We start from the raw sequence: 22,615 nt of genomic DNA on the forward strand, positions 1-22,615 counted from the left end.
GTGCGATAGCCGTTCTGACGGTACTCATCCCCGCGCCAATCTGACGGGCAATGGTTTCAATTGATGGCCAGCACACACCTTCGTCATTACTGAAATCAGCCAGGCGGGCCATAATTGCCACGCTGGATAACTTCATGCCTGATGCAGCGCAACCATCCCATACATAGCCGGTTAATTTAGTGCTCATGACCGACCTCTATTTCCCTGAATTTACGACGAAACTGTTCGAGCGGGCTGAAGCATTCATGCTCATAACCTTCGCGGAGGTAGATAACCCGTTGTGTTTCCGGCTCCCAACGAATGACTCTGACGGGCACTCCGTAGTGATCTTTGAACCAGCGGTTAACTTGTCGCAAAGGACTGTCTCCTTCTGCCGGTTGAAATCACCCACAGCCCACTCTGCAAAGCTGTGGGTTACAATTTCCCTGTCACCTGGTACATTCACTGCATAGCAATATTCCACCTTCGCTTTTCCACCCGGTACAGGAAGCGCAATCAGTTGCGAGCGACGGTAGTGTGTTGTTAAACTGTTCATGCGTTAGTTTCTCCACAACCAGAAGCAATCGACGCCACGACGCCCGGAGCTGCACACTCGCGGGCGTCATTACTTTCTGAAATGCAAAAAATTTTGTAGACAAGTGCTGCATGCTCCTGCAGCTTCGAAATTGAGAGATACAGCTCGTCGTTAATTGCTGTCTTCTCATGCGGTTCCACTACACCGTCTTCGATTGCTGAACGAATCTGTTTTGAATAACTGCCGATCTGTTCAATGACTTCCAGCAGACGCTGGTTAATATCGGCGTTGTCCACATCCTCGACGTCAGGAAGAGACACAAAGACGCCATTTGCAGACTGCGCCACAGCATCAGCAATGAAGTGAGTGCCACCAGCACGCTGTAAAACCATTGCCCATCCCAGCGGGAAAATCTGATCGCCATCTGCACGAAGGCGGTTGAATAAAGCGTTTTCTGTTACATCGAGCCAGTCAGCCGCTTCAGCGTAACCACTCGGCAACGCCGCGATAGTTTTTCTGACAGCTTTCACGTACCACTCAGGCTGTTTTTCTATTTTCCAGTGATGCTTACCCACGATTAGCCTCATCGTTCTGTGGTTAAAAATTGAAAGTGTTCTGCTAATCTTTCGGATAGATATCCGGTCTTAAGTCAGATTTCGTAATTGCACCTGATGTGTATTGCTCAAGTTTTTTAGCCAGCACAAAACTGGCTTTTTTATAGCCATTGAAAACCAGCCGTAAGTAGCCAGGTGTTGAGCCAACTTTTCCGGCCAACTCGCCCTGCTGTTCTTTGGTTAAAGAGTCCCAATACGCTTTCATACAATATGTACCTCCGGTGTACATATTACATGATTGAAATGAACCTTCAAGATACTTGTACCTTAACGGTACAAGGGTTTTAATTTCGTTATGAAAACAATCCATGACATCCGGCGGTCTAACGCCAGAAAACTGAGAGATGGTGTTGGCGGGAATTCTTCCTTTGCCACTATGATTGATCGCGAGCCAACCCAGACCAGCAGGTTTATGGGAGATGGTGCTACTAAAAATATCGGTGACAGCATGGCACGACACATCGAAAAATGTTTCGACCTGCCTGTAGGATGGCTCGATCAAGAACACCAGACAACGAACATCACAAAAAAACCTGATGTTTCAATCACTAATAAACAAATCACATTAGTCCCTGTCATATCATGGGTACAGGCCGGAGCATGGAAAGAAGTTGGATATTCTGAGGTTGATTTGAGCACAGCAGAAACGTATCCCTGCCCTGTACCCTGTGGGGAAATGACTTATATCTTGCGGGTAATAGGTGATTCAATGATTGATGAGTACCGCCCGGGAGACATGATTTTTGTCGATCCTGAAGTACCTGCCTGCCACGGTGACGACGTTATTGCATTGATGCACGATACAGGTGAAACCACCTTCAAAAGGTTGATAGAAGATGGGACACAGCGTTATCTCAAAGCGTTAAACCCAAACTGGCCTGAGCCTTACATTAAGATCAACGGTAATTGCTCTATAATTGGTACTGTGATTTTCTCAGGAAAACCAAGAAGATACAAAATCAAAGCCTAATCAATGTTTATGAACCTGCTTCGGCAGGTTTTTTTATACTTGACAATGTACCTTTGAGATACATAATGTACCCAAGAGAAACAACAAACAGGCAGGACGCCCACGAAGTAGCCCGCCCGGTACGTACGAAGACCGGGATGATTCGTTAGCGGATGATTTCAGTGGAGAGAATAGATGAATGAGCAGAATTTGAAGCATGTGATCGCATTGTTGCTGGAAGACGCTAAACGTTTGCAGCAGATAGAGCCAAATGCAGGCACTGAGGCCCGCATTTTGTTAGCAAAACAGGCATTAAAGACTTGCGGGGCGCAAGCCCCTGGTCGAACCGAGTTCATGAATTTCATGGCTAACACACTCACCCCTCTGCCATGCAATGGAGAGAAGGTGAGCCGTGTTTATCACGACACAATGGTTAAGGCTTTAAGAATCGAGCTTGATGGGCTTAGGCGTAAGATCGTAATGAACGAAATCGTTACCAACTAAGGAAGCAGACGGAAGTAAGCATGCGCTTTGTTCAAATTTACAGACAAATATATTTGCGTCAACACCGGCACTGTTAGCAATTGAAAATGTTTGATCAAGGATTTGTTGGCAGTTCATTGTACTTTTGAGGATATATCCCTCTGGAATCAGTCTGCAGCAGCTATCGTCAGACTCTTTAACTGTTTTCTGGTACAGAAAGTTAAGCATTAATTCTTCAAATTTTTTGGTCTGTTCGGCTGTGTCTTCAAATAGACGAACGTGAACATAAAACTGGTTCATTAAGTTTCCTTGCTTGCTGGCTGTGTGAGAACTCCAGCATACCACCGAGCCTGAAGTGGTGAAAAGACAGGCACATAACAGCTAAGTATTTTCAACCAGAGAGAATCCTTAGCGTTGTGGTGAATGCGGCTCAGCGCACGCGGGTTAAGGTTGAGGCTGACAATCGACCTTCTGTGGATACCCACCCGCCTGGTGTGCAACCTTCGCCAGGCACCGGGGGCACCCGACACCACAACTTTATGCTGTGTGTAGTCTTGGCGGTACCAGTTTTTTCCTTAGTCCTTTCTGGTACCGCCCTTTTTACAAAACAGAGAAGAGTATCCCCGGATGACGGGTTAATAACCCGACCCATCCTGATAGCTGTGGCCACAGGTGCTCTTCTCTGTTTTGTGGAGAAACTAACCGACCGTGCAGGGTCGATATGCTGAGACTAAGCAGTTAGTGTAGTAATAAGGTGATCGCATATGCTTCAAATGTTAACTCTTGAAGAATGGGCTGCTGAAAAATACAGAAGTAATCCTCCAAGTGTGTCCACATTGCGTCGTTATGCTAAGCAGAATTTATTTTGTCCACCGGCCATGAAACAAGGCCGGTTATGGCGAGTGCGTGAGGACGCCGAGTTAGTTGGGGAGTTGGTAACACCTGTAATCAAGAAAAATGACTCATTACTTTTGCAACGGATTTTGAGTAATGGCAGCCAGACCGCGTAAGAATAATGTTTCAGTCCCTAACTTATATCCGCTTTATAGTAGGAAGGTAAATAAAGTCTATTGGCGGTATAAGCATCCAGTGACAGGAAAATTCCATGCTTTGGGAACAAACGAAGCTGAAGCTATCGCTATTGCCACTGAGGCCAACACTCGCCTGGCTGAACAAAGAACCCGGCAGATTCTGGCTATCAGTGACAGGATCGCAACCAGCAAAGGAAAGGCTATCACAACGTCAACCTGGTTAGATCGCTATCAAGCGATCCAGGATGACAGGCTTAAAAGTGGTGATATAAGACTCAACACCTATAAACAAAAAGCTAAACCAGTATCCTTGCTCAGAGAACGAGCAGGAATGAAGTTGATCTCAGCCGTTGATGTCAGAGATATAGCACAATTGCTTGATGAGTATATCGCCGCTGGGCGGCCAAGAATGGCACAAGTAGTTCGCTCCGTCCTGATTGATGTTTTCAAAGAGGCGCAGCACTACGGAGAAGTACCTCCTGGCTATAACCCAGCATTAGCCACTAAACAACCAAGAAGAAAAATTACCCGACAACGGCTGAGCCTTGAAGAATGGAAAAAAATCTTCGATATCGCAGACGCTACTCATCGTTACATGGGAAATGCCATGCTGTTAGCGCTGGTTACTGGTCAGCGGTTAGGTGATATTTCGCGTATGAAATTTAGCGATATTTGGGATGATCATCTTCATGTCATTCAGGAAAAGACCGGGAGCAAAATCGCAATTCCTCTTTCTCTTCGCCTCAATGCGATTAACTGGAGTTTACGCGATGTAGTAGCCCGCTGCCGTGACTATGCAGTCAGTGCATACTTAGTGCATTTTTTTCGTTCAACTTCACAAGCAGAGCGCGGAGCGCAGGTTAAAGCCAATACATTGACGATGAATTTTAGTAAAGCGAGAGATTTAGCAAGAATTGACTGGGGAGAGGGTTCACCTGCGACATTCCATGAGCAAAGGTCTTTATCTGAACGTCTGTATAAAGAACAGGGGTTAGACACACAAAAACTACTTGGTCATAAAACACAACAACAAACCGATCGTTATCATGATGATCGAGGTAAAGGATGGAGCAAAGTAGCGTTGTGAACCTTTAAGCATCTCAACGCCACATTGAATTTCTCACCGCACATGATAAAAACTAAAAAGTCCACTTTAAGCGAGCGGCGGACAGCCATATCAGTTACTGGTAAGACGTGAAATATCACAGAGAAGATCACCTAAAATCGATGAAAAGGACTCCCCATCTAGATTCACATTGATATTTTTGCCATGGAAAAGATATTGAAGCATCACTGTACATAGAGCTTCAATCAACTCTTCATTTCCGACAGGGTAGCATGAAATATTCGAATATATACGCTCATATGCAGCTGGGTGTGTATTTTGTAAACAGAAGTAATTTTCAACTTCTAAGCTTTGTATACAAAGCACTGCCGTAGCAATGCCAAGTGCACGTTTCTTTAATTCAGGAGCGGATTCATACAGGTTGCCTAATATCCATTTTGTAGCATGTGAATCTGCTTCACGCTCCTCTTGAGTGGAGAATGCTGTAGTGACCAATGGATGCTGTAAAACAACATGACTTATTTCATGATGAAGAATCCAAGCAATAGCACAAAGAAATATCTCGCTAGCAACTTGTGAGTCTTCGCTTCCTTGTAAATATGCTTCTGGCTTGGGACATTTTTTAGGCCATGATTCGCAACCTGTTGTTTGCAAGTTTTTCCTTGCCCATTTAAGAAGTTCATCAGACTTTTTAAGCCTATTTTTTCCTGTTAAATCAAAGTGCTCATCATTATTTTTCTGAGATTTGGAGTACTCTTGCGTAAAAACCCAAAAGAAATTGGAAAATGCCCAAATATATTCAAGTGAAGCTACTGTTAGAACTATTTCATGTGAATTATTACTCTCATTCTTCCTGACTCGGATATTAAAACCAGGTTCACTCACAACTGAAATTATAATTTTTTTGTCGTCAACTATCGTTTTAAGATCTTGCTCCTTCTCTGGTGCAATCTTAAATGGTGATGAATTAATTGCTGAGAAAAGATGACAAATTGGTGAGCGCATTTTTCGTTAACCTCTACATTGTTGGGCTAGGTAGTATATACAAAATAAGATGAATCTTCAGTTTTTTCTATGTTCGATACTATATGCGTAATGAATTATCGACATGTTTAGAATATCTGCTATAGGCACACTGGGAACGATTAAGGTAAGCATGTCGTAAGACACCATCCGTGCCCACTGGACACTCTGTCATCATTTCATCATTTCATCATTTCATCATTTCATCATTTCATCATTTCATTATTTCATTATTTCATTTCTATCAATTTCAGATTCTCACCCAGCGTCAAATTTGTAGCGCTACTCCTCCTCGATACGTGCTACTGATCACAATATTGTCTGTCAGCGAAGCTAGGTCAGCCTGAACAGATACAAAAAATTGTAACTAACCTACTGAAAAGTATATAATGACACTTAATTAAATATTACCATTACACTATCCTAAAGCGTGACTCAGGTGAATAATATGTTCGAACCCCCCAAAAATTATAATGAAATGTTGCCTAAACTTCATAAAGCAACTTTCTTAAATACGCTAATATATTGCATACTTCTAGTTATTTACGAATACATCCCTTTAATAACATTACCAACCAAGTATGTCCCACCTATTAAAGATCATGAGAGCTTTATTAATTGGGCACTATCTTTTGGTATATTACCTTGTGCTTTTGCGATTTTTGCATATTTAATTAGCGGTGCGTTAGACCTACATAACAATGCAGCCAAACTACTTCGGGTGCGATATCTTTGGGATAAGCATCTAATTATAAAACCGTTATCACGGAGAGCTGGAGTCAACAGAAAATTAAATAAAGATGAAGCTCACAATGTAATGAGCAATCTATATTACCCTGAAGTAAGAAAAATTGAAGACAAACATTATATTGAACTCTTCTGGAATAAAGTATACTATTTTTGGATATTTTTTGAATTTTCGATAATTGCATTAATTTCCTTCCTAATAATCTTTTTTTGCAAACAAATGGATATTTTTCATGTTGAAGGTTCTTTGCTGTCTTTATTCTTTTTTGTAATTTTATCATTCTCAGTGAGTGGTATTATCTTTGCTTTGACAGTTAAGCCCAGAACTGAAAGTCAAGTCGGAAAAATCCCGGACGATAAAATAAAAGAATTTTTCACTAAAAATAACATTAATTGAATGGTACTTGCTTTGAACTATAATATGCACGGAGTTAATATTCGCTCAGAGAATGCAGCAAAACCTCATACGATGCCCTCTAGATATCTTTGCGAGTATATTAGAAGCATTGAGAAAAATGGCCACGCCCTTGATTTTGGCTGCGGAAAACTTAGATATTCTGATGAATTAATCAGTAAATTTGATGAAGTTACTTTTCTAGACTCGAAAAGGCAACTTGAAAGAGAGCAAATTATTAGAGGAATTAAAACTAAAATTATTGACTATGTCCCACGATATTATAAAAATGCAAATACAGTTGCTTTCGAGGATGTCGACAAAATAATTGGGGGTTACGATTTCATCCTTTGCTCTAATGTTCTCTCTGCCGTTCCTTGTCGGGATACAATCGACAAAATAGTTCTTAGCATCAAGAGATTACTAAAATCAGGAGGTGAGACTCTTATTGTAAATCAATATAAAAGCTCATACTTCAAAAAATACGAAACAGGAAGAAAACATCTTTACGGATACATTTACAAAAATTCAAAAAGTGTTTCTTACTATGGATTACTCGATGAACTCGCAGTGCAAGAAATATGTTCTTCACATGGCCTTGAAATATTAAAGTCGTGGAGTAAAGCAGGAAGTTCATATGTCACTGTTGGGAGTTGTAATGCAATATAATACGATAATAATTCCCTAGGTTAAACAGTCTCAGTACTAAAGATGTATGTGAAGGGGCCGCGCTCGCGGCCTTTTTTACATTCCGCATGTACCTGAACGCTAAGGTGATTGCACCCAATGCCTGTTGGCTGTCCCCTGGCGAGTCCCGGGTGAGTAGTTGATACAAAACCGGCAATTTAACAATATTTGAGCGGGTGTAAGGAGTGGTAATTCATAATTGTCCTAATAACAGTGAATACATAACTAACTTTGGGGATGTCTTAATCAATGAAGACCTTAAATATTAACGAGCGTCCGCCAGCAATAATAAAAAGCTAAGGAATATCTATGTGGGAGACTAGTAGTAGAACTACCACCTGACCGGCCAGCCTACCCCAAAACTACCGAGGGGTTTTGATAACTTTTTTTGATAAAATTTTGATAACCGTTAGCAGCCTAACAAAAAACAACGGGAGCGTTACGCTCCCGTTAATAAATTTAACAAACTACGGCATTACATGTTTTCGATGATCGCGTCACCAAACTCTGAACATTTCAGCAGTTTAGCGCCATCCATCAGACGCTCGAAGTCATAGGTTACGGTTTTCGCGTTGATTGCGCCTTCCATACCTTTAACAATTAAGTCAGCCGCTTCGGTCCAACCCATGTGGCGCAGCATCATCTCAGCGGAGAGAATAATAGAGCCAGGATTTACTTTGTCCTGACCGGCATATTTCGGCGCAGTACCGTGGGTGGCTTCAAACAGGGCGCATTCGTCACCGATGTTTGCACCAGGGGCGATACCGATACCGCCAACCTGCGCTGCCAGGGCGTCAGAAATGTAGTCACCGTTCAGGTTCATACAGGCGATAACATCATATTCAGCCGGACGCAGCAGGATCTGTTGCAGGAATGCATCAGCAATCACGTCTTTAATGACGATCTCTTTGCCAGTGTTCGGGTTTTTAACTTTCAGCCACGGGCCACCGTCGATCAGTTCACCGCCAAACTCTTCACGCGCCAGCTGGTAGCCCCAGTCTTTAAACGCTCCTTCGGTGAACTTCATGATGTTGCCTTTGTGCACCAGAGTCACAGAGTCACGATCGTTAGCAATTGCGTATTCGATCGCTGCACGAACCAGACGTTTGGTGCCTTCTTCCGAACACGGCTTAATACCGATACCACAATGTTCCGGGAAGCGAATTTTCTTCACCCCCATCTCTTCACGCAGGAATTTAATCACTTTCTCGGCGTCGGCAGAGTCTGCTTTCCATTCGATACCCGCATAAATGTCTTCCGAGTTTTCACGGAAGATAACCATATCGGTCAGTTCAGGGTGTTTAACCGGGCTTGGAGTGCCCTGATAGTAACGTACCGGACGCAGGCAGATGTAGAGATCCAGTTCCTGGCGCAGGGCAACGTTCAGAGAGCGAATACCGCCACCAACCGGAGTGGTCAGCGGACCTTTAATGGCAACGCGATATTCACGAATCAGATCAAGAGTTTCAGCAGGCAGCCAGACGTCCTGACCATAAACCTGTGTGGATTTTTCACCGGTGTAAATTTCCATCCAGGAGATTTTACGCTCGCCTTTATAGGCTTTCTCGACTGCAGCGTCGACCACTTTCAGCATGGCTGGGGTTACATCTACACCGATTCCATCACCTTCAATGTAAGGGATAATCGGATTTTCAGGAACGTTGAGTTTGCCGTTTTGCAGGGTGATCTTCTTGCCTTGTGCCGGAACAACTACTTTACTTTCCATTCACCTCTCCTTCGAGCGCTACTGGTTTGCTCGTCTGCCACCACGTTGCATATGCGTTTGCGTCCTGCGATACGGATGCTTTAGAGCAATTTTTTGTTAATGATTTGTAATTGGCTTGTCAATACTACCCTATTGTTTGCCGTCATGAAAGATGCGCGTTATTAGGCTATAATGCGGCAATTCATAATCTCTGAAAATACCATGCAAAAAACTTCTTTTAGAAATCACCAGGTTAAGCGATTCAGCTCGCAACGTTCTACCAGGCGTAAACCTGAAAACCAGCCCACGCGTGTGATCCTGTTCAATAAACCCTACGATGTTCTTCCGCAGTTCACCGATGAAGCCGGACGCAAAACATTAAAAGAATTCATCCCGGTTCAGGGTGTTTATGCAGCAGGTCGCCTTGACCGCGATAGCGAAGGGTTGCTGGTGCTGACCAATAACGGCGCGTTGCAGGCGCGTTTAACCCAGCCGGGTAAACGCACCGGAAAAATCTATTATGTGCAGGTGGAAGGTATTCCCACACAAGACGCACTTGAAGCCTTGCGCAATGGCGTAACCTTAAATGATGGCCCTACCCTGCCCGCCGGCGCGGAGCTGGTTGACGAACCCGCGTGGTTATGGCCGCGGAATCCACCAATTCGTGAACGCAAAAGTATTCCCACCAGCTGGCTGAAGATCACCTTATATGAAGGACGTAATCGCCAGGTGCGCCGCATGACCGCCCATGTTGGCTTCCCCACGCTGCGACTGATTCGCTATGCGATGGGTGATTACTCTTTGGATAATCTTGCCAATGGTGAATGGCGAGAAGTGACAGATTAAGGATGCAAAATGTTTAAACCGCACGTTACCGTTGCTTGCGTGGTGCACGCAGAAGGCAAATTTTTAGTCGTTGAAGAGACGATTAATGGTAAAGCGTTATGGAACCAACCTGCCGGGCATCTGGAAGCCGATGAAACCTTAGTGGAAGCCGCCGCCCGTGAACTGTGGGAAGAAACCGGCATCAGCGCGCAGCCGCAACACTTTATTCGTATGCATCAGTGGATTGCGCCAGATAAAACGCCGTTTTTGCGTTTCCTCTTTGCCATTGAGCTTGAGCAAATATGCCCGACCCAGCCTCATGACAGCGATATCGACTGCTGCCGTTGGGTCAGCGCCGAAGAAATTTTACAGGCGTCAAATCTTCGTTCGCCGCTGGTGGCGGAAAGTATTCGTTGTTATCAAAGCGGGCAACGTTATCCGCTGGAGATGATTGGCGATTTTAACTGGCCTTTTACAAAGGGTGTCATCTAAAAGGCTGCGTGATAGAATACGCCGCCTTGAAGTTCAATGTCGTGAGTGATCCAATGTCTGAAACCGCAAAAAAAGTAATCGTCGGCATGTCCGGCGGTGTCGATTCCTCCGTTTCTGCCTGGCTGTTGCAACAACAGGGATATCAGGTCGAAGGCCTGTTTATGAAGAACTGGGAAGAAGACGACGGTGAGGAATATTGCACAGCGGCAGCGGATCTGGCTGATGCCCAGGCTGTCTGCGACAAGCTCGGCATTGAACTGCACACCGTTAACTTTGCTGCCGAGTACTGGGACAACGTCTTCGAACTGTTCCTTGCCGAATATAAAGCCGGTCGCACGCCGAATCCGGATATTCTGTGCAACAAAGAGATCAAATTTAAAGCCTTCCTCGAATTTGCCGCCGAAGATTTAGGTGCCGATTATATCGCTACCGGTCATTACGTACGTCGGGCCGATGTCGATGGCAAGAGCCGCCTGCTGCGTGGTCTGGACAGCAATAAAGACCAGAGCTACTTCCTTTATACGCTCAGCCATGAGCAGATTGCGCAAAGCCTGTTCCCGGTCGGCGAACTGGAAAAACCGCAGGTGCGTAAGATTGCTGAAGATCTTGGTCTGGTCACCGCGAAGAAAAAAGACTCTACCGGCATTTGCTTCATTGGCGAACGTAAATTCCGCGAGTTCCTGGGCCGTTATCTCCCGGCGCAACCGGGCAAAATCATTACCGTCGATGGCGATGAAATTGGTGAGCACCAGGGGCTGATGTATCACACTCTCGGTCAGCGTAAAGGTCTGGGTATCGGTGGCACCAAAGAAGGTACCGAAGAACCGTGGTATGTGGTGGACAAAGACGTCGAAAACAACATTCTGGTTGTCGCTCAGGGCCATGAACACCCGCGGCTGATGTCTGTCGGGTTGATTGCCCAGCAGTTGCACTGGGTCGATCGCGAACCATTCACCGGCACTATGCGTTGCACGGTAAAAACCCGCTATCGCCAGACCGATATCCCTTGCACCGTCAAGGCGCTGGACGATGATCGCATTGAAGTGATTTTCGATGAACCGGTTGCCGCCGTGACGCCGGGCCAGTCTGCCGTCTTCTATAACGGTGAAGTGTGCCTCGGTGGCGGTATTATTGAGCAGCGTCTGCCGCTGCCGGTCTGATTATTATCTTTACTTAAAACAAGGAAGCAGTGAACGTGGCAAAGAATTACTATGACATCACCCTCGCCCTGGCCGGTATTTGTCAGTCGGCACGCCTGGTGCAACAACTCGCTCACCAGGGGCATTGTGATGCCGATGCGCTACACGTCTCACTCAACAGTATTATTGATATGAACCCCAGCTCGACGCTGGCGGTTTTTGGCGGTAGCGAAGCCAACCTGCGCGTCGGGCTGGAAACCCTGCTCGGCGTGCTCAATGCCAGCAGTCGCCAGGGCTTAAACGCCGAATTAACCCGCTACACACTCAGCTTGATGGTGCTTGAGCGCAAACTCTCCTCAGCGAAAGGCGCGCTCGACACTCTGGGCAACCGGATCAACGGCCTGCAACGCCAGCTCGAACACTTCGATTTACAGTCCGAAACGCTGATGAGCGCGATGGCTGCTATCTATGTTGATGTGATTAGCCCGCTTGGCCCGCGCATTCAGGTCACCGGTTCCCCTGCTGTACTGCAAAGCCCACAAGTGCAGGCGAAAGTTCGCGCAACCCTGCTGGCAGGCATTCGCGCCGCCGTGCTCTGGCACCAGGTCGGCGGCGGACGTCTGCAACTGATGTTTTCTCGTAATCGCCTGACCACTCAGGCAAAACAAATTCTTGCTCATTTAACCCCGGAGTTGTGATCTATGGAATTATCCTCACTGACCGCCGTTTCCCCTGTCGATGGACGCTACGGCGATAAAGTCAGCGCGCTGCGCGGGATTTTCAGCGAATATGGTTTGCTGAAATTCCGTGTACAAGTTGAAGTACGTTGGCTGCAAAAACTGGCCGCGCACGCAGCGATCAAGGAAGTTCCTGCTTTTGCTGCCGACGCAATCGGTTACCTTGATGCAATCGTCGCCAGTTTCAGCGAAGAAGATGCGGCGCGCATCAAAACTATCGAGCGTACCACTAACCACGACGTTAAAGCGGTTGAGTATTTCCTGAAAGAAAAAGTGGCGGAGATCCCGGAACTGCACGCGGTTTCTGAATTCATCCACTTTGCCTGTACTTCGGAAGATATCAATAACCTCTCCCACGCATTAATGCTGAAAACCGCGCGTGATGAAGTGATCCTGCCATACTGGCGTCAACTGATTGATGGCATTAAAGATCTCGCCGTTCAGTATCGCGATATCCCGCTGCTGTCTCGTACCCACGGTCAGCCAGCCACGCCGTCAACCATCGGTAAAGAGATGGCAAACGTCGCCTACCGTATGGAGCGCCAGTACCGCCAGCTTAACCAGGTGGAGATCCTCGGCAAAATCAACGGCGCGGTCGGTAACTATAACGCCCACATCGCCGCTTACCCGGAAGTTGACTGGCATCAGTTCAGCGAAGAGTTCGTCACCTCGCTGGGTATTCAGTGGAACCCGTACACCACCCAGATCGAACCGCACGACTACATTGCCGAACTGTTTGATTGCGTTGCGCGCTTCAACACTATTCTGATCGACTTTGACCGTGACGTCTGGGGTTATATCGCCCTTAACCACTTCAAACAGAAAACCATTGCTGGTGAGATTGGTTCTTCCACCATGCCGCATAAAGTTAACCCGATCGACTTCGAAAACTCCGAAGGGAATCTGGGCCTTTCCAACGCGGTATTGCAGCATCTGGCAAGCAAACTGCCGGTTTCCCGCTGGCAGCGTGACCTGACCGACTCTACCGTGCTGCGTAACCTCGGCGTGGGTATCGGTTATGCCTTGATTGCATATCAATCCACCCTGAAAGGCGTGAGCAAACTGGAAGTGAACCGTGACCATCTGCTGGATGAACTGGATCACAACTGGGAAGTGCTGGCTGAACCAATCCAGACAGTTATGCGTCGCTATGGCATCGAAAAACCGTACGAGAAGCTGAAAGAGCTGACTCGCGGTAAGCGCGTTGACGCCGAAGGCATGAAGCAGTTTATCGATGGTCTGGCGTTGCCAGAAGAAGAGAAAGCCCGCCTGAAAGCGATGACGCCGGCTAACTATATTGGTCGAGCTATCACGATGGTTGATGAGCTGAAATAAACCTCGTATCAGTGCCGGATGGCGATGCTGTCCGGCCTGCTTATTAAGATTATCCGCTTTTTATTTTTTCACTTTACCTCCCCTCCCCGCTGGTTTATTTAATGTTTACCCCCATAACCACATAATCGCGTTACACTATTTTAATAATTAAGACAGGGAGAAATAAAAATGCGCGTACTGGTTGTTGAAGACAATGCGTTGTTACGTCACCACCTTAAAGTTCAGATTCAGGATGCTGGTCATCAGGTCGATGACGCAGAAGATGCCAAAGAAGCCGATTATTATCTCAATGAACATATACCGGATATTGCGATTGTCGATCTCGGATTGCCAGACGAGGACGGTCTGTCACTGATTCGCCGCTGGCGTAGCAACGATGTTTCACTGCCGATTCTGGTATTAACCGCCCGTGAAAGCTGGCAGGACAAAGTCGAAGTATTAAGTGCCGGTGCTGATGATTATGTGACTAAACCGTTTCATATTGAAGAGGTGATGGCGCGAATGCAGGCATTAATGCGGCGTAATAGCGGTCTGGCTTCACAGGTCATTTCGCTCCCCCCGTTTCAGGTTGATCTCTCTCGCCGTGAATTATCTATTAATGACGAAGTGATCAAACTGACCGCGTTCGAATACACCATTATGGAAACGTTGATACGCAATAATGGCAAAGTGGTCAGCAAAGATTCGTTAATGCTCCAACTCTATCCGGATGCGGAGCTGCGGGAAAGCCATACCATTGATGTACTGATGGGACGTCTGCGCAAAAAAATTCAGGCACAATATCCCCAAGAAGTGATTACCACCGTTCGCGGCCAGGGCTATCTGTTCGAATTGCGCTGATGAAAAAATTACTGCGTCTTTTTTTCCCGCTCTCGCTGCGGGTACGTTTTCTGTTGGCAACGGCAGCGGTAGTACTGGTGCTTTCGCTTGCCTACGGAATGGTCGCGCTGATCGGTTATAGCGTCAGTTTCGATAAAACTACGTTTCGGCTGTTACGTGGCGAGAGCAATCTGTTCTATACCCTTGCGAAGTGGGAAAACAATAAGTTGCATGTCGAGTTACCCGAAAATATCGACAAGCAAAGCCCCACCATGACGCTAATTTATGATGAGAACGGGCAGCTTTTATGGGCGCAACGTGACGTGCCCTGGCTGATGAAGATGATCCAGCCTGACTGGCTGAAATCGAATGGTTTTCATGAAATTGAAGCGGATGTTAACGATACCAGCCTCTTGCTGAGTGGAGATCATTCGATACAGCAACAGTTGCAGGAAGTGCGGGAAGATGATGACGACGCGGAGATGACCCACTCGGTGGCAGTAAACGTCTACCCGGCAACATCGCGGATGCCAAAATTAACCATTGTGGTGGTGGATACCATTCCGGTGGAGCTAAAAAGTTCCTATATGGTCTGGAGCTGGTTTATCTATGTGCTCTCAGCCAATCTGCTGTTAGTGATCCCGCTGCTGTGGGTCGCCGCCTGGTGGAGTTTACGCCCCATCGAAGCCCTGGCAAAAGAAGTCCGCGAACTGGAAGAACATAACCGCGAATTGCTCAATCCAGCCACAACGCGAGAACTGACCAGTCTGGTACGAAACCTGAACCGATTGTTAAAAAGTGAACGCGAACGTTACGACAAATACCGTACGACGCTCACCGACCTGACCCATAGTCTGAAAACGCCACTGGCGGTGCTGCAAAGTACGCTGCGTTCTCTGCGTAGTGAAAAGATGAGCGTCAGTGATGCTGAGCCGGTAATGCTGGAGCAAATCAGCCGCATTTCACAGCAAATTGGCTACTACCTGCATCGTGCCAGTATGCGCGGCGGGACATTGCTCAGCCGCGAGCTGCATCCGGTCGCCCCACTGCTGGACAATCTCACCTCAGCGCTGAACAAAGTGTATCAACGCAAAGGGGTCAATATCTCTCTCGATATTTCGCCAGAGATCAGCTTTGTCGGTGAGCAGAACGATTTTGTCGAGGTGATGGGCAACGTGCTGGATAATGCCTGTAAATATTGCCTCGAGTTTGTCGAAATTTCTGCAAGGCAAACCGACGAGCATCTCTATATTGTGGTCGAGGATGATGGCCCCGGTATTCCATTAAGCAAGCGAGAGGTCATTTTCGACCGTGGTCAACGGGTTGATACTTTACGCCCTGGGCAAGGTGTAGGGCTGGCGGTAGCCCGCGAAATCACCGAGCAATATGAGGGTAAAATCGTCGCCGGAGAGAGCATGCTGGGCGGTGCGCGGATGGAGGTGATTTTTGGTCGCCAGCATTCTGCGCCGAAAGATGAATAAATATGCCCATACTTCACGCATTACGTTAAGCATCCGTTATAATCGGTTGCAGATACCAGCCTGTGGATGCTTAACATGGAATACCAACTCACTCTTAACTGGCCCGATTTTCTTGAACGTCACTGGCAGAAACGCCCGGTGGTGTTAAAACGCGGCTTTAATAATTTTATTGACCCGATCTCTCCAGACGAGTTGGCGGGTCTGGCGATGGAAAGCGAAGTTGACAGTCGACTGGTCAGTCACCAGGATGGCAAATGGCAGGTCAGCCACGGCCCGTTCGAAAGCTACGATCATCTCGGTGAAACCAACTGGTCATTACTGGTACAGGCAGTGAACCACTGGCATGAGCCGACCGCCGCGCTGATGCGACCGTTCCGTGAACTACCGGACTGGCGTATTGATGATCTGATGATTTCTTTTTCTGTACCCGGCGGCGGCGTCGGCCCGCATCTCGATCAGTACGACGTGTTTATCATTCAGGGTACCGGACGTCGTCGCTGGCGAGTGGGCGAAAAGCTGCAAATGAAACAGCACTGCCCACATCCGGATCTGTTACAGGTCGATCCGTTCGAAGCCATCATCGATGAAGAGCTGGAGCCTGGTGATATTCTTTATATTCCGCCAGGATTCCCGCATGAAGGCTACGCGCTGGAAAATGCGATGAACTATTCCGTGGGCTTTCGCGCGCCAAATACGCGGGAACTGATTAGTGGATTTGCCGATTATGTGCTGCAACGTGAACTGGGCGGCAACTACTACAGCGATCCGGATGTTCCACCTCGCGCTCATCCTGCGGATGTTCTGCCGCAAGAGATGGATAAACTGCGTGAGATGATGCTCGAATTGATCAACCAGCCGGAACACTTTAAGCAATGGTTTGGCGAGTTTATATCCCAGTCACGTCATGAACTGGATATCGCGCCGCCAGAGCCGCCTTATCAGCCGGATGAAATCTACGATGCGCTGAAACAAGGTGAAGTGCTGGTGCGCCTGGGTGGTCTGCGCGTATTGCGCATTGGCGACGACGTGTATGCCAATGGTGAGAAGATCGATTCCCCGCACCGTCCGGCACTGGATGCACTCGCCAGCAACATTGCGCTGACTGCGGAGAATTTTGGCGATGCGCTGGAAGATCCGTCATTCCTCGCGATGCTCGCGGCGCTGGTCAATAGCGGGTATTGGTTCTTCGAAGGGTAAGTTTGGATTTAAGCCGGATGCGGCATCACATGCCGCATCCCTTTTCGCTTACTTCCGTTGCGCCGTTAACTCGGCAATACGGACGATCACCTGCACCGCTTTTTCCATACCTTCCAGAGTCACAAACTCATGCTTACCATGATAGTTGTAACCGCCAGTGAACAGGTTCGGGCACGGTAATCCCATAAACGACAACTGCGCGCCGTCGGTACCACCGCGGATCGGTTTCAGTTCCGGTTCAATATCGCAATCGCGCATCGCCTGCTGGGCGATATCGAGAATATGCGGATGCTCAACCACTTTCTCGCGCATATTGTAGTAACTGTCTTCAATCACCAGTTCAATGTAGCAATCAGGATGTAACCCTTTGCCCACTTTTTTGGCGATCTCCATCATTTTACGTTTACGCGCTTCAAACTGTTTACGGTCGAAATCACGGATGATGTAGTGCATATCGGCCCGTTCAACGGTGCCTTTCATGCTCGCCAGATGATAGAAACCTTCATAGCCTTCTGTCATTTCCGGGCTTTCATCCGCCGGAACTTCCGCATGAATACGTGCCGCCAGCGACAGCGCATTTACCATCACTCCTTTCGCCGTGCCCGGATGAACATTGTTACCGACAATTTTGATATTGACCGACGCGGCGTTGAAGTTTTCAAACTCCAGTTCGCCTACGCCACCACCATCAACAGTGTAAGCCCAGCGGGCATCGAAGGCGTCAACATCAAAATGTTTCGCCCCTTTGCCCACTTCTTCATCCGGGGTAAAGGCGACGCGAATATCACCATGCGGAATTTTTTTCTGTTGCAATACCGCCAGCGCGGTCATGATTTCTGCAATACCTGCTTTGTCATCGGCACCTAACAAGGTTTTACCATCGGTGGTAATCAGCGTCTGACCCAGTAGCTGATGCAGCACCGGGAACATAACCGGTGATAAAACTTCATCGCCGATACCCAGCGCAATATCGCCACCGCGATAGTTTTCAACAATTTGCGGATTCACATTTTTGCCGCTGCAATCCGGTGAGGTATCCACATGAGAAATAAAGCCAATCGCCGGGATATCGCCAGGGACGTTAGCCGGTAACGTCGCCATCAAAGTGCCCTTCTCACTTAAGGTCACATTGATAAGCCCCATCTCTTCGAGCTGCTCTTTCAGCAGATGCAATAACTTCCATTGGCCTTCCGTGCTGGGAACCTGTCTCACCCCTGCTTTTGATTGGGTATCCAGAGACACGTAGTTCAAAAATCGCTCAAGTAGTTTATCCATGTAGTCACCCTCACTTTTTGTGACAACATTATTAAGAAGCAAGAAAAGACAAATATTGCGTCAGGTCACTTTTACCCCTGCAAGCGGGAATATTTATCAGCATTACCTTAATGAATATAAAGCTAAGCCAGTAATTCACAACAAAGATTGGCGATTCAAGCGGTTTGCCGTAGAATTACCGCCCTCATTAAGAGTCACCAAGGTGGTTAACCACAAACCCCGCATCGGTAAGCCATCCGTTGCGTTTACATGGGACAGAGTAAAAAATTGAATAAACAACCGAGTTCGCTTTCACCGCTGGTGCAATTGGCGGGAATTCGCAAATGCTTTGATGGTAAAGAGGTCATTCCCCAGCTGGATCTGACTATCAACAATGGCGAGTTCCTCACGCTGCTTGGCCCTTCTGGCTGCGGTAAAACAACCGTTCTTCGCCTGATTGCAGGTCTGGAAACTGTTGATTCCGGACGCATCATGCTGGATAACGAGGACATCACCCACGTTCCGGCGGAAAACCGCTATGTGAACACTGTTTTCCAAAGCTACGCACTTTTCCCCCACATGACCGTGTTCGAAAATGTGGCCTTTGGGTTGCGCATGCAAAAAACCCCCGCTGCTGAAATTACGCCCCGCGTGATGGAAGCCCTGCGGATGGTGCAGTTGGAAACCTTCGCTCAACGCAAACCGCATCAGCTCTCTGGTGGTCAACAGCAACGCGTCGCCATTGCTCGCGCGGTGGTTAACAAGCCTCGTCTGTTGTTGCTGGATGAGTCGCTCTCAGCGCTGGATTACAAACTGCGTAAGCAAATGCAGAACGAGCTGAAAGCGTTACAGCGTAAGCTTGGCATTACATTCGTCTTTGTGACTCACGACCAGGAAGAAGCACTCACCATGTCAGACAGGATTGTGGTGATGCGCGATGGTCGCATTGAGCAAGACGGCACGCCGCGTGAAATCTACGAAGAGCCGAAAAACCTGTTTGTTGCCGGCTTCATTGGCGAAATCAATATGTTTAACGCCACTGTCATCGAACGTCTAGACGAGCAGCGCGTACGCGCCAACGTTGAAGGCCGCGAATGTAATATCTACGTTAACTTCGCCGTTGAACCGGGGCAAAAACTGCATGTTCTGCTGCGCCCGGAAGACTTACGTGTTGAAGAGATTAACGACGACAACCACGCTGAAGGGCTGATTGGTTACGTTCGCGAGCGTAACTACAAAGGCATGACGCTGGAGTCGGTTGTTGAACTGGAAAATGGCAAGATGGTGATGGTCAGCGAATTCTTCAATGAAGACGATCCTGACTTTGACCACTCTCTCGACCAAAAAATGGCCATTAATTGGGTAGAAAGCTGGGAGGTCGTACTGGCTGATGAAGAACACAAGTAAGTTCCAGAATGTAGTGATTGTCACTATTGTCGGTTGGCTTGTGTTGTTTGTCTTTCTGCCCAACCTGATGATCATTGGCACCAGCTTTTTGACCCGCGACGACGCCAGTTTTGTCAAAATGGTCTTTACGCTGGATAACTACACGCGTCTGCTCGATCCGCTCTATTTTGAAGTGCTATTGCACTCGCTGAATATGGCGCTGATCGCCACCCTCGCCTGCCTGGTGCTGGGCTACCCGTTTGCCTGGTTTCTGGCGAAGTTGCCACACAAGGTGCGTCCGCTGCTGCTGTTTCTGCTGATTGTTCCGTTCTGGACCAACTCATTAATTCGTATCTACGGGCTGAAAATTTTCCTCAGCACCAAAGGCTATCTCAACGAGTTTTTGCTCTGGCTGGGCGTTATCGACACACCAATCCGTATCATGTTCACGCCCAGTGCGGTGATTATCGGTCTGGTTTACATTCTGCTGCCGTTTATGGTGATGCCGCTGTACTCCAGTATCGAAAAACTGGATAAGCCGTTGCTTGAGGCGGCGCGCGATCTCGGTGCCAGCAAGTTACAGACTTTTATCCGTATCATTATTCCACTGACGATGCCGGGAATTATTGCCGGATGTCTGCTGGTGATGCTGCCAGCGATGGGCCTGTTCTATGTATCCGACCTGATGGGCGGTGCGAAAAACCTGCTGATCGGTAACGTCATCAAGGTCCAGTTCCTTAATATTCGTGACTGGCCGTTTGGTGCAGCTACCAGCATTACGCTGACTATCGTAATGGGCCTGATGTTGCTGGTTTACTGGCGCGCTTCTCGTTTGCTGAATAAGAAGGTGGAACTCGAATGATCGGTCGACTGCTTCGCGGCGGTTTTATGACCGCTATCTACGCGTACCTGTATATCCCAATCATTATTTTGATTGTGAACTCCTTTAACAGCTCGCGCTTTGGCATCAACTGGCAGGGCTTTACCACCAAATGGTATAGCCTGCTGATGAACAACGACAGCCTGTTACAGGCAGCGCAGCATTCACTAACAATGGCGGTGTTTTCGGCGACGTTTGCTACGCTTATCGGTTCACTGACGGCAGTTGCGCTGTACCGTTATCGCTTTCGTGGTAAGCCGTTCGTTAGCGGAATGCTGTTTGTGGTGATGATGTCACCAGATATCGTGATGGCGATTTCGCTGCTGGTGCTGTTTATGCTGCTGGGTATTCAGCTTGGCTTCTGGTCGCTGCTGTTCTCGCATATCACCTTCTGCCTGCCATTTGTGGTGGTGACGGTGTATTCGCGCCTGAAAGGTTTTGACGTGCGAATGCTGGAAGCGGCGAAAGATCTCGGTGCCAGCGAATTTACCATTCTGCGAAAAATCATTCTGCCACTGGCAATGCCAGCGGTGGCGGCGGGCTGGGTGTTAAGCTTTACCCTGTCGATGGACGATGTGGTAGTTTCTTCGTTCGTCACCGGACCAAGTTATGAAATTCTGCCGTTAAAAATTTATTCGATGGTCAAAGTCGGCGTATCGCCGGAAGTTAACGCGCTGGCAACCATATTACTGGTGCTGTCGCTGGTGATGGTTATTGCCAGCCAGCTTATTGCTCGTGATAAAACGAAAGGTAACACAGGGGACGTTAAATGAAAAAATGGTCACGCCACCTGCTCGCGGCGGGTGCTCTGGCACTGGGCATGAGCGCCGCTCACGCCGATGACAACAACACGCTGTATTTCTACAACTGGACCGAGTACGTGCCGCCAGGACTGCTTGAACAGTTCACCAAAGAAACCGGTATTAAGGTTATCTATTCGACTTACGAGTCGAACGAAACCATGTACGCCAAGCTGAAAACATACAAAGACGGTGCCTATGATCTGGTGGTTCCTTCAACCTATTACGTTGATAAAATGCGTAAAGAAGGGATGATCCAGAAGATCGACAAGTCGAAGTTAACAAACTTCAGCAATCTCGATCCAGACATGCTCAACAAGCCTTTTGACCCGAATAACGACTACTCCATTCCGTATATCTGGGGTGCGACGGCGATTGGTGTTAACGGTGATGCGGTGGATCCGAAATCTGTCACCAGCTGGGCCGATCTGTGGAAGCCAGAGTACAAAGGCAGCCTGCTGTTGACCGACGATGCCCGTGAAGTGTTCCAGATGGCGCTGCGTAAGCTGGGCTACTCCGGTAACACCACCGATCCGAAAGAGATTGAAGCTGCATATAACGAGCTGAAAAAACTGATGCCAAACGTGGCAGCCTTTAACTCCGATAACCCGGCGAACCCGTACATGGAAGGCGAAGTTAACCTCGGCATGATCTGGAACGGTTCTGCTTTCGTTGCACGCCAGGCGGGTACGCCAATTGACGTGGTGTGGCCGAAAGAAGGCGGCATTTTCTGGATGGACAGCCTGGCGATCCCGGCAAATGCCAAAAACAAAGAAGGCGCGCTGAAATTGATCAACTTCCTGCTGCGCCCGGATGTGGCAAAACAGGTTGCTGAAACTATCGGTTATCCAACGCCAAACCTTGCGGCGCGTAAGCTGTTAAGTCCAGAAGTGGCGAACGATAAAACACTCTACCCGGATGCTGAAACCATTAAAAATGGCGAATGGCAGAATGACGTTGGCGCAGCCAGCAGCATTTATGAAGAGTATTATCAGAAGCTGAAAGCAGGACGTTAATTCAGCAAGCGGGCGGTGGTATTACCGCCCGTTTTTTAGTT

At 47.8% G+C, this 22,615-nt stretch carries 26 protein-coding genes and 1 pseudogene; 19 read left to right on the forward strand and 8 right to left on the reverse strand.

Features of this window, described 5'->3' with window-relative positions; translation table 11 throughout:
- Positions 1-10: 10 nt before the first annotated feature.
- The 4 genes and pseudogenes from KXD89_RS22460 to KXD89_RS13040 all read right to left on the reverse strand — a co-directional run.
- Positions 11-187 (reverse strand): annotated as a pseudogene (locus KXD89_RS22460) (helix-turn-helix domain-containing protein); the annotation flags it as partial.
- Complete coding sequence (locus KXD89_RS13030; RefSeq protein WP_001250269.1) at positions 177-356, reverse strand: DUF4222 domain-containing protein; 180 nt, start codon at positions 354-356, stop codon at positions 177-179. The pseudogene KXD89_RS22460 and the gene KXD89_RS13030, both read right to left, overlap by 11 nt.
- Before the next feature lie 175 nt (positions 357-531).
- Entirely contained in the window at positions 532-1,089 is a 558-nt protein-coding gene (gene ymfL / locus KXD89_RS13035; RefSeq protein WP_000515837.1) for a protein YmfL, read from the reverse strand.
- A gap of 43 nt (positions 1,090-1,132) precedes the next feature.
- Positions 1,133-1,333: a YdaS family helix-turn-helix protein gene (locus KXD89_RS13040; RefSeq protein WP_000649480.1), complete on the reverse strand. Its 201-nt coding sequence runs from the start codon at positions 1,331-1,333 to the stop codon at positions 1,133-1,135.
- A gap of 90 nt (positions 1,334-1,423) precedes the next feature.
- Between KXD89_RS13040 and KXD89_RS13045 the strand changes: the two genes are divergently transcribed.
- On the forward strand, positions 1,424-2,098 hold the full coding sequence (locus tag KXD89_RS13045) for a LexA family transcriptional regulator (RefSeq protein WP_000848748.1): 675 nt from the start codon (positions 1,424-1,426) through the stop codon (positions 2,096-2,098).
- 174 nt (positions 2,099-2,272) lie between these two features.
- Positions 2,273-2,581, forward strand: a complete 309-nt coding sequence (gene ymfJ / locus KXD89_RS13050) for a protein YmfJ (protein ID WP_001005353.1) — start codon at positions 2,273-2,275, stop codon at positions 2,579-2,581.
- On the opposite strand, the gene ymfI is transcribed toward ymfJ, so the two are convergent.
- On the reverse strand, positions 2,519-2,860 hold the full coding sequence (gene ymfI / locus KXD89_RS13055; RefSeq protein WP_010723095.1) for a protein YmfI: 342 nt from the start codon (positions 2,858-2,860) through the stop codon (positions 2,519-2,521). The genes ymfJ and ymfI overlap by 63 nt on opposite strands.
- A 116-nt stretch (positions 2,861-2,976) precedes the next feature.
- Here ymfI and ymfH point away from each other — a divergent pair, with 116 nt between their 5' ends.
- Genes ymfH through KXD89_RS13070 form a run of 3 tightly spaced genes read left to right on the forward strand, consistent with a single transcriptional unit; the run spans position 2,977 to position 4,678 of the window.
- Complete coding sequence (gene ymfH / locus KXD89_RS13060; RefSeq protein WP_011443584.1) at positions 2,977-3,288, forward strand: protein YmfH; 312 nt, start codon at positions 2,977-2,979, stop codon at positions 3,286-3,288.
- 36 nt (positions 3,289-3,324) lie between these two features.
- Positions 3,325-3,570 carry an excisionase-like protein from lambdoid prophage 14 gene (locus KXD89_RS13065; RefSeq protein ID WP_000939945.1) on the forward strand — a complete coding sequence of 82 codons (246 nt, stop codon included), beginning with the start codon at positions 3,325-3,327 and terminating at the stop codon, positions 3,568-3,570.
- Complete coding sequence (locus KXD89_RS13070) at positions 3,551-4,678, forward strand: site-specific integrase (protein WP_000741310.1); 1,128 nt, start codon at positions 3,551-3,553, stop codon at positions 4,676-4,678. The genes KXD89_RS13065 and KXD89_RS13070 overlap by 20 nt, the downstream gene beginning before the upstream one ends.
- A gap of 90 nt (positions 4,679-4,768) precedes the next feature.
- Here KXD89_RS13070 and lit read toward each other — a convergent pair whose 3' ends face one another.
- Positions 4,769-5,662 (reverse strand): cell death peptidase Lit, encoded by an 894-nt coding sequence (gene lit, locus KXD89_RS13075; protein ID WP_001257372.1) that lies wholly within the window; start codon positions 5,660-5,662, stop codon positions 4,769-4,771.
- A 457-nt stretch (positions 5,663-6,119) separates the two neighbouring features.
- Here lit and ymfE point away from each other — a divergent pair, with 457 nt between their 5' ends.
- Positions 6,120-6,824: a protein YmfE gene (ymfE, locus tag KXD89_RS13080; protein ID WP_010723094.1), complete on the forward strand. Its 705-nt coding sequence runs from the start codon at positions 6,120-6,122 to the stop codon at positions 6,822-6,824.
- Positions 6,825-7,490, forward strand: a complete 666-nt coding sequence (locus KXD89_RS13085; protein ID WP_000241967.1) for a bifunctional 2-polyprenyl-6-hydroxyphenol methylase/3-demethylubiquinol 3-O-methyltransferase UbiG — start codon at positions 6,825-6,827, stop codon at positions 7,488-7,490. It begins immediately after the preceding gene.
- A gap of 493 nt (positions 7,491-7,983) precedes the next feature.
- On the opposite strand, the gene icd is transcribed toward KXD89_RS13085, so the two are convergent.
- Complete coding sequence (icd, locus tag KXD89_RS13090) at positions 7,984-9,234, reverse strand: NADP-dependent isocitrate dehydrogenase (RefSeq protein WP_000444484.1); 1,251 nt, start codon at positions 9,232-9,234, stop codon at positions 7,984-7,986.
- Positions 9,235-9,405: 171 nt separating this feature from the next.
- Here icd and rluE point away from each other — a divergent pair, with 171 nt between their 5' ends.
- From rluE to roxA, 8 genes are all read left to right on the forward strand, one after another.
- The gene (gene rluE / locus KXD89_RS13095) at positions 9,406-10,059 is read left to right on the forward strand and encodes a 23S rRNA pseudouridine(2457) synthase RluE (RefSeq protein ID WP_001248691.1); all 654 of its coding nucleotides are present in this window, start codon (positions 9,406-9,408) and stop codon (positions 10,057-10,059) included.
- A 9-nt stretch (positions 10,060-10,068) separates the two neighbouring features.
- Complete coding sequence (gene nudJ, locus KXD89_RS13100) at positions 10,069-10,530, forward strand: phosphatase NudJ (protein ID WP_000476093.1); 462 nt, start codon at positions 10,069-10,071, stop codon at positions 10,528-10,530.
- Positions 10,531-10,583: 53 nt separating this feature from the next.
- Positions 10,584-11,690, forward strand: a complete 1,107-nt coding sequence (gene mnmA / locus KXD89_RS13105; RefSeq protein WP_001297484.1) for a tRNA 2-thiouridine(34) synthase MnmA — start codon at positions 10,584-10,586, stop codon at positions 11,688-11,690.
- A gap of 35 nt (positions 11,691-11,725) precedes the next feature.
- Positions 11,726-12,367, forward strand: a complete 642-nt coding sequence (gene hflD, locus KXD89_RS13110; protein ID WP_001297479.1) for a high frequency lysogenization protein HflD — start codon at positions 11,726-11,728, stop codon at positions 12,365-12,367.
- A gap of 3 nt (positions 12,368-12,370) precedes the next feature.
- Positions 12,371-13,741 (forward strand): adenylosuccinate lyase, encoded by a 1,371-nt coding sequence (gene purB / locus KXD89_RS13115; protein ID WP_000423742.1) that lies wholly within the window; start codon positions 12,371-12,373, stop codon positions 13,739-13,741.
- 168 nt (positions 13,742-13,909) lie between these two features.
- Positions 13,910-14,581, forward strand: coding sequence for a two-component system response regulator PhoP (phoP, locus tag KXD89_RS13120; protein WP_001265471.1), 672 nt, complete (start codon positions 13,910-13,912; stop codon positions 14,579-14,581).
- Complete coding sequence (phoQ, locus tag KXD89_RS13125) at positions 14,581-16,041, forward strand: two-component system sensor histidine kinase PhoQ (protein ID WP_000735412.1); 1,461 nt, start codon at positions 14,581-14,583, stop codon at positions 16,039-16,041. Before phoP ends, phoQ begins: the two co-directional genes overlap by 1 nt.
- 75 nt (positions 16,042-16,116) lie before the next feature.
- Positions 16,117-17,238, forward strand: coding sequence for a [50S ribosomal protein L16]-arginine 3-hydroxylase (gene roxA / locus KXD89_RS13130; protein WP_000456506.1), 1,122 nt, complete (start codon positions 16,117-16,119; stop codon positions 17,236-17,238).
- 48 nt (positions 17,239-17,286) lie between these two features.
- Here roxA and pepT read toward each other — a convergent pair whose 3' ends face one another.
- Positions 17,287-18,513, reverse strand: coding sequence for a peptidase T (gene pepT, locus KXD89_RS13135; RefSeq protein WP_000359434.1), 1,227 nt, complete (start codon positions 18,511-18,513; stop codon positions 17,287-17,289).
- A gap of 249 nt (positions 18,514-18,762) precedes the next feature.
- On the opposite strand from pepT, the gene potA reads away from it, so the two are divergent.
- Genes potA through potD form a run of 4 tightly spaced genes read left to right on the forward strand, consistent with a single transcriptional unit; the run spans position 18,763 to position 22,574 of the window.
- Positions 18,763-19,899, forward strand: a complete 1,137-nt coding sequence (potA, locus tag KXD89_RS13140) for a spermidine/putrescine ABC transporter ATP-binding protein PotA (protein ID WP_000531594.1) — start codon at positions 18,763-18,765, stop codon at positions 19,897-19,899.
- Positions 19,883-20,740: a spermidine/putrescine ABC transporter permease PotB gene (gene potB, locus KXD89_RS13145; protein ID WP_000799401.1), complete on the forward strand. Its 858-nt coding sequence runs from the start codon at positions 19,883-19,885 to the stop codon at positions 20,738-20,740. The genes potA and potB overlap by 17 nt, the downstream gene beginning before the upstream one ends.
- The gene (gene potC / locus KXD89_RS13150) at positions 20,737-21,531 is read left to right on the forward strand and encodes a spermidine/putrescine ABC transporter permease PotC (RefSeq protein ID WP_000580316.1); all 795 of its coding nucleotides are present in this window, start codon (positions 20,737-20,739) and stop codon (positions 21,529-21,531) included. The genes potB and potC overlap by 4 nt, the downstream gene beginning before the upstream one ends.
- A complete protein-coding gene (potD, locus tag KXD89_RS13155) occupies positions 21,528-22,574 on the forward strand; it encodes a spermidine/putrescine ABC transporter substrate-binding protein PotD (protein ID WP_000759317.1) in 1,047 nt (348 codons plus the stop codon). Before potC ends, potD begins: the two co-directional genes overlap by 4 nt.
- Positions 22,575-22,615 lie beyond the last annotated feature (41 nt).

The sequence above is a fragment of the Escherichia sp. TC-EC600-tetX4 genome (assembly GCF_019356055.1).
GTDB lineage: Bacteria > Pseudomonadota > Gammaproteobacteria > Enterobacterales > Enterobacteriaceae.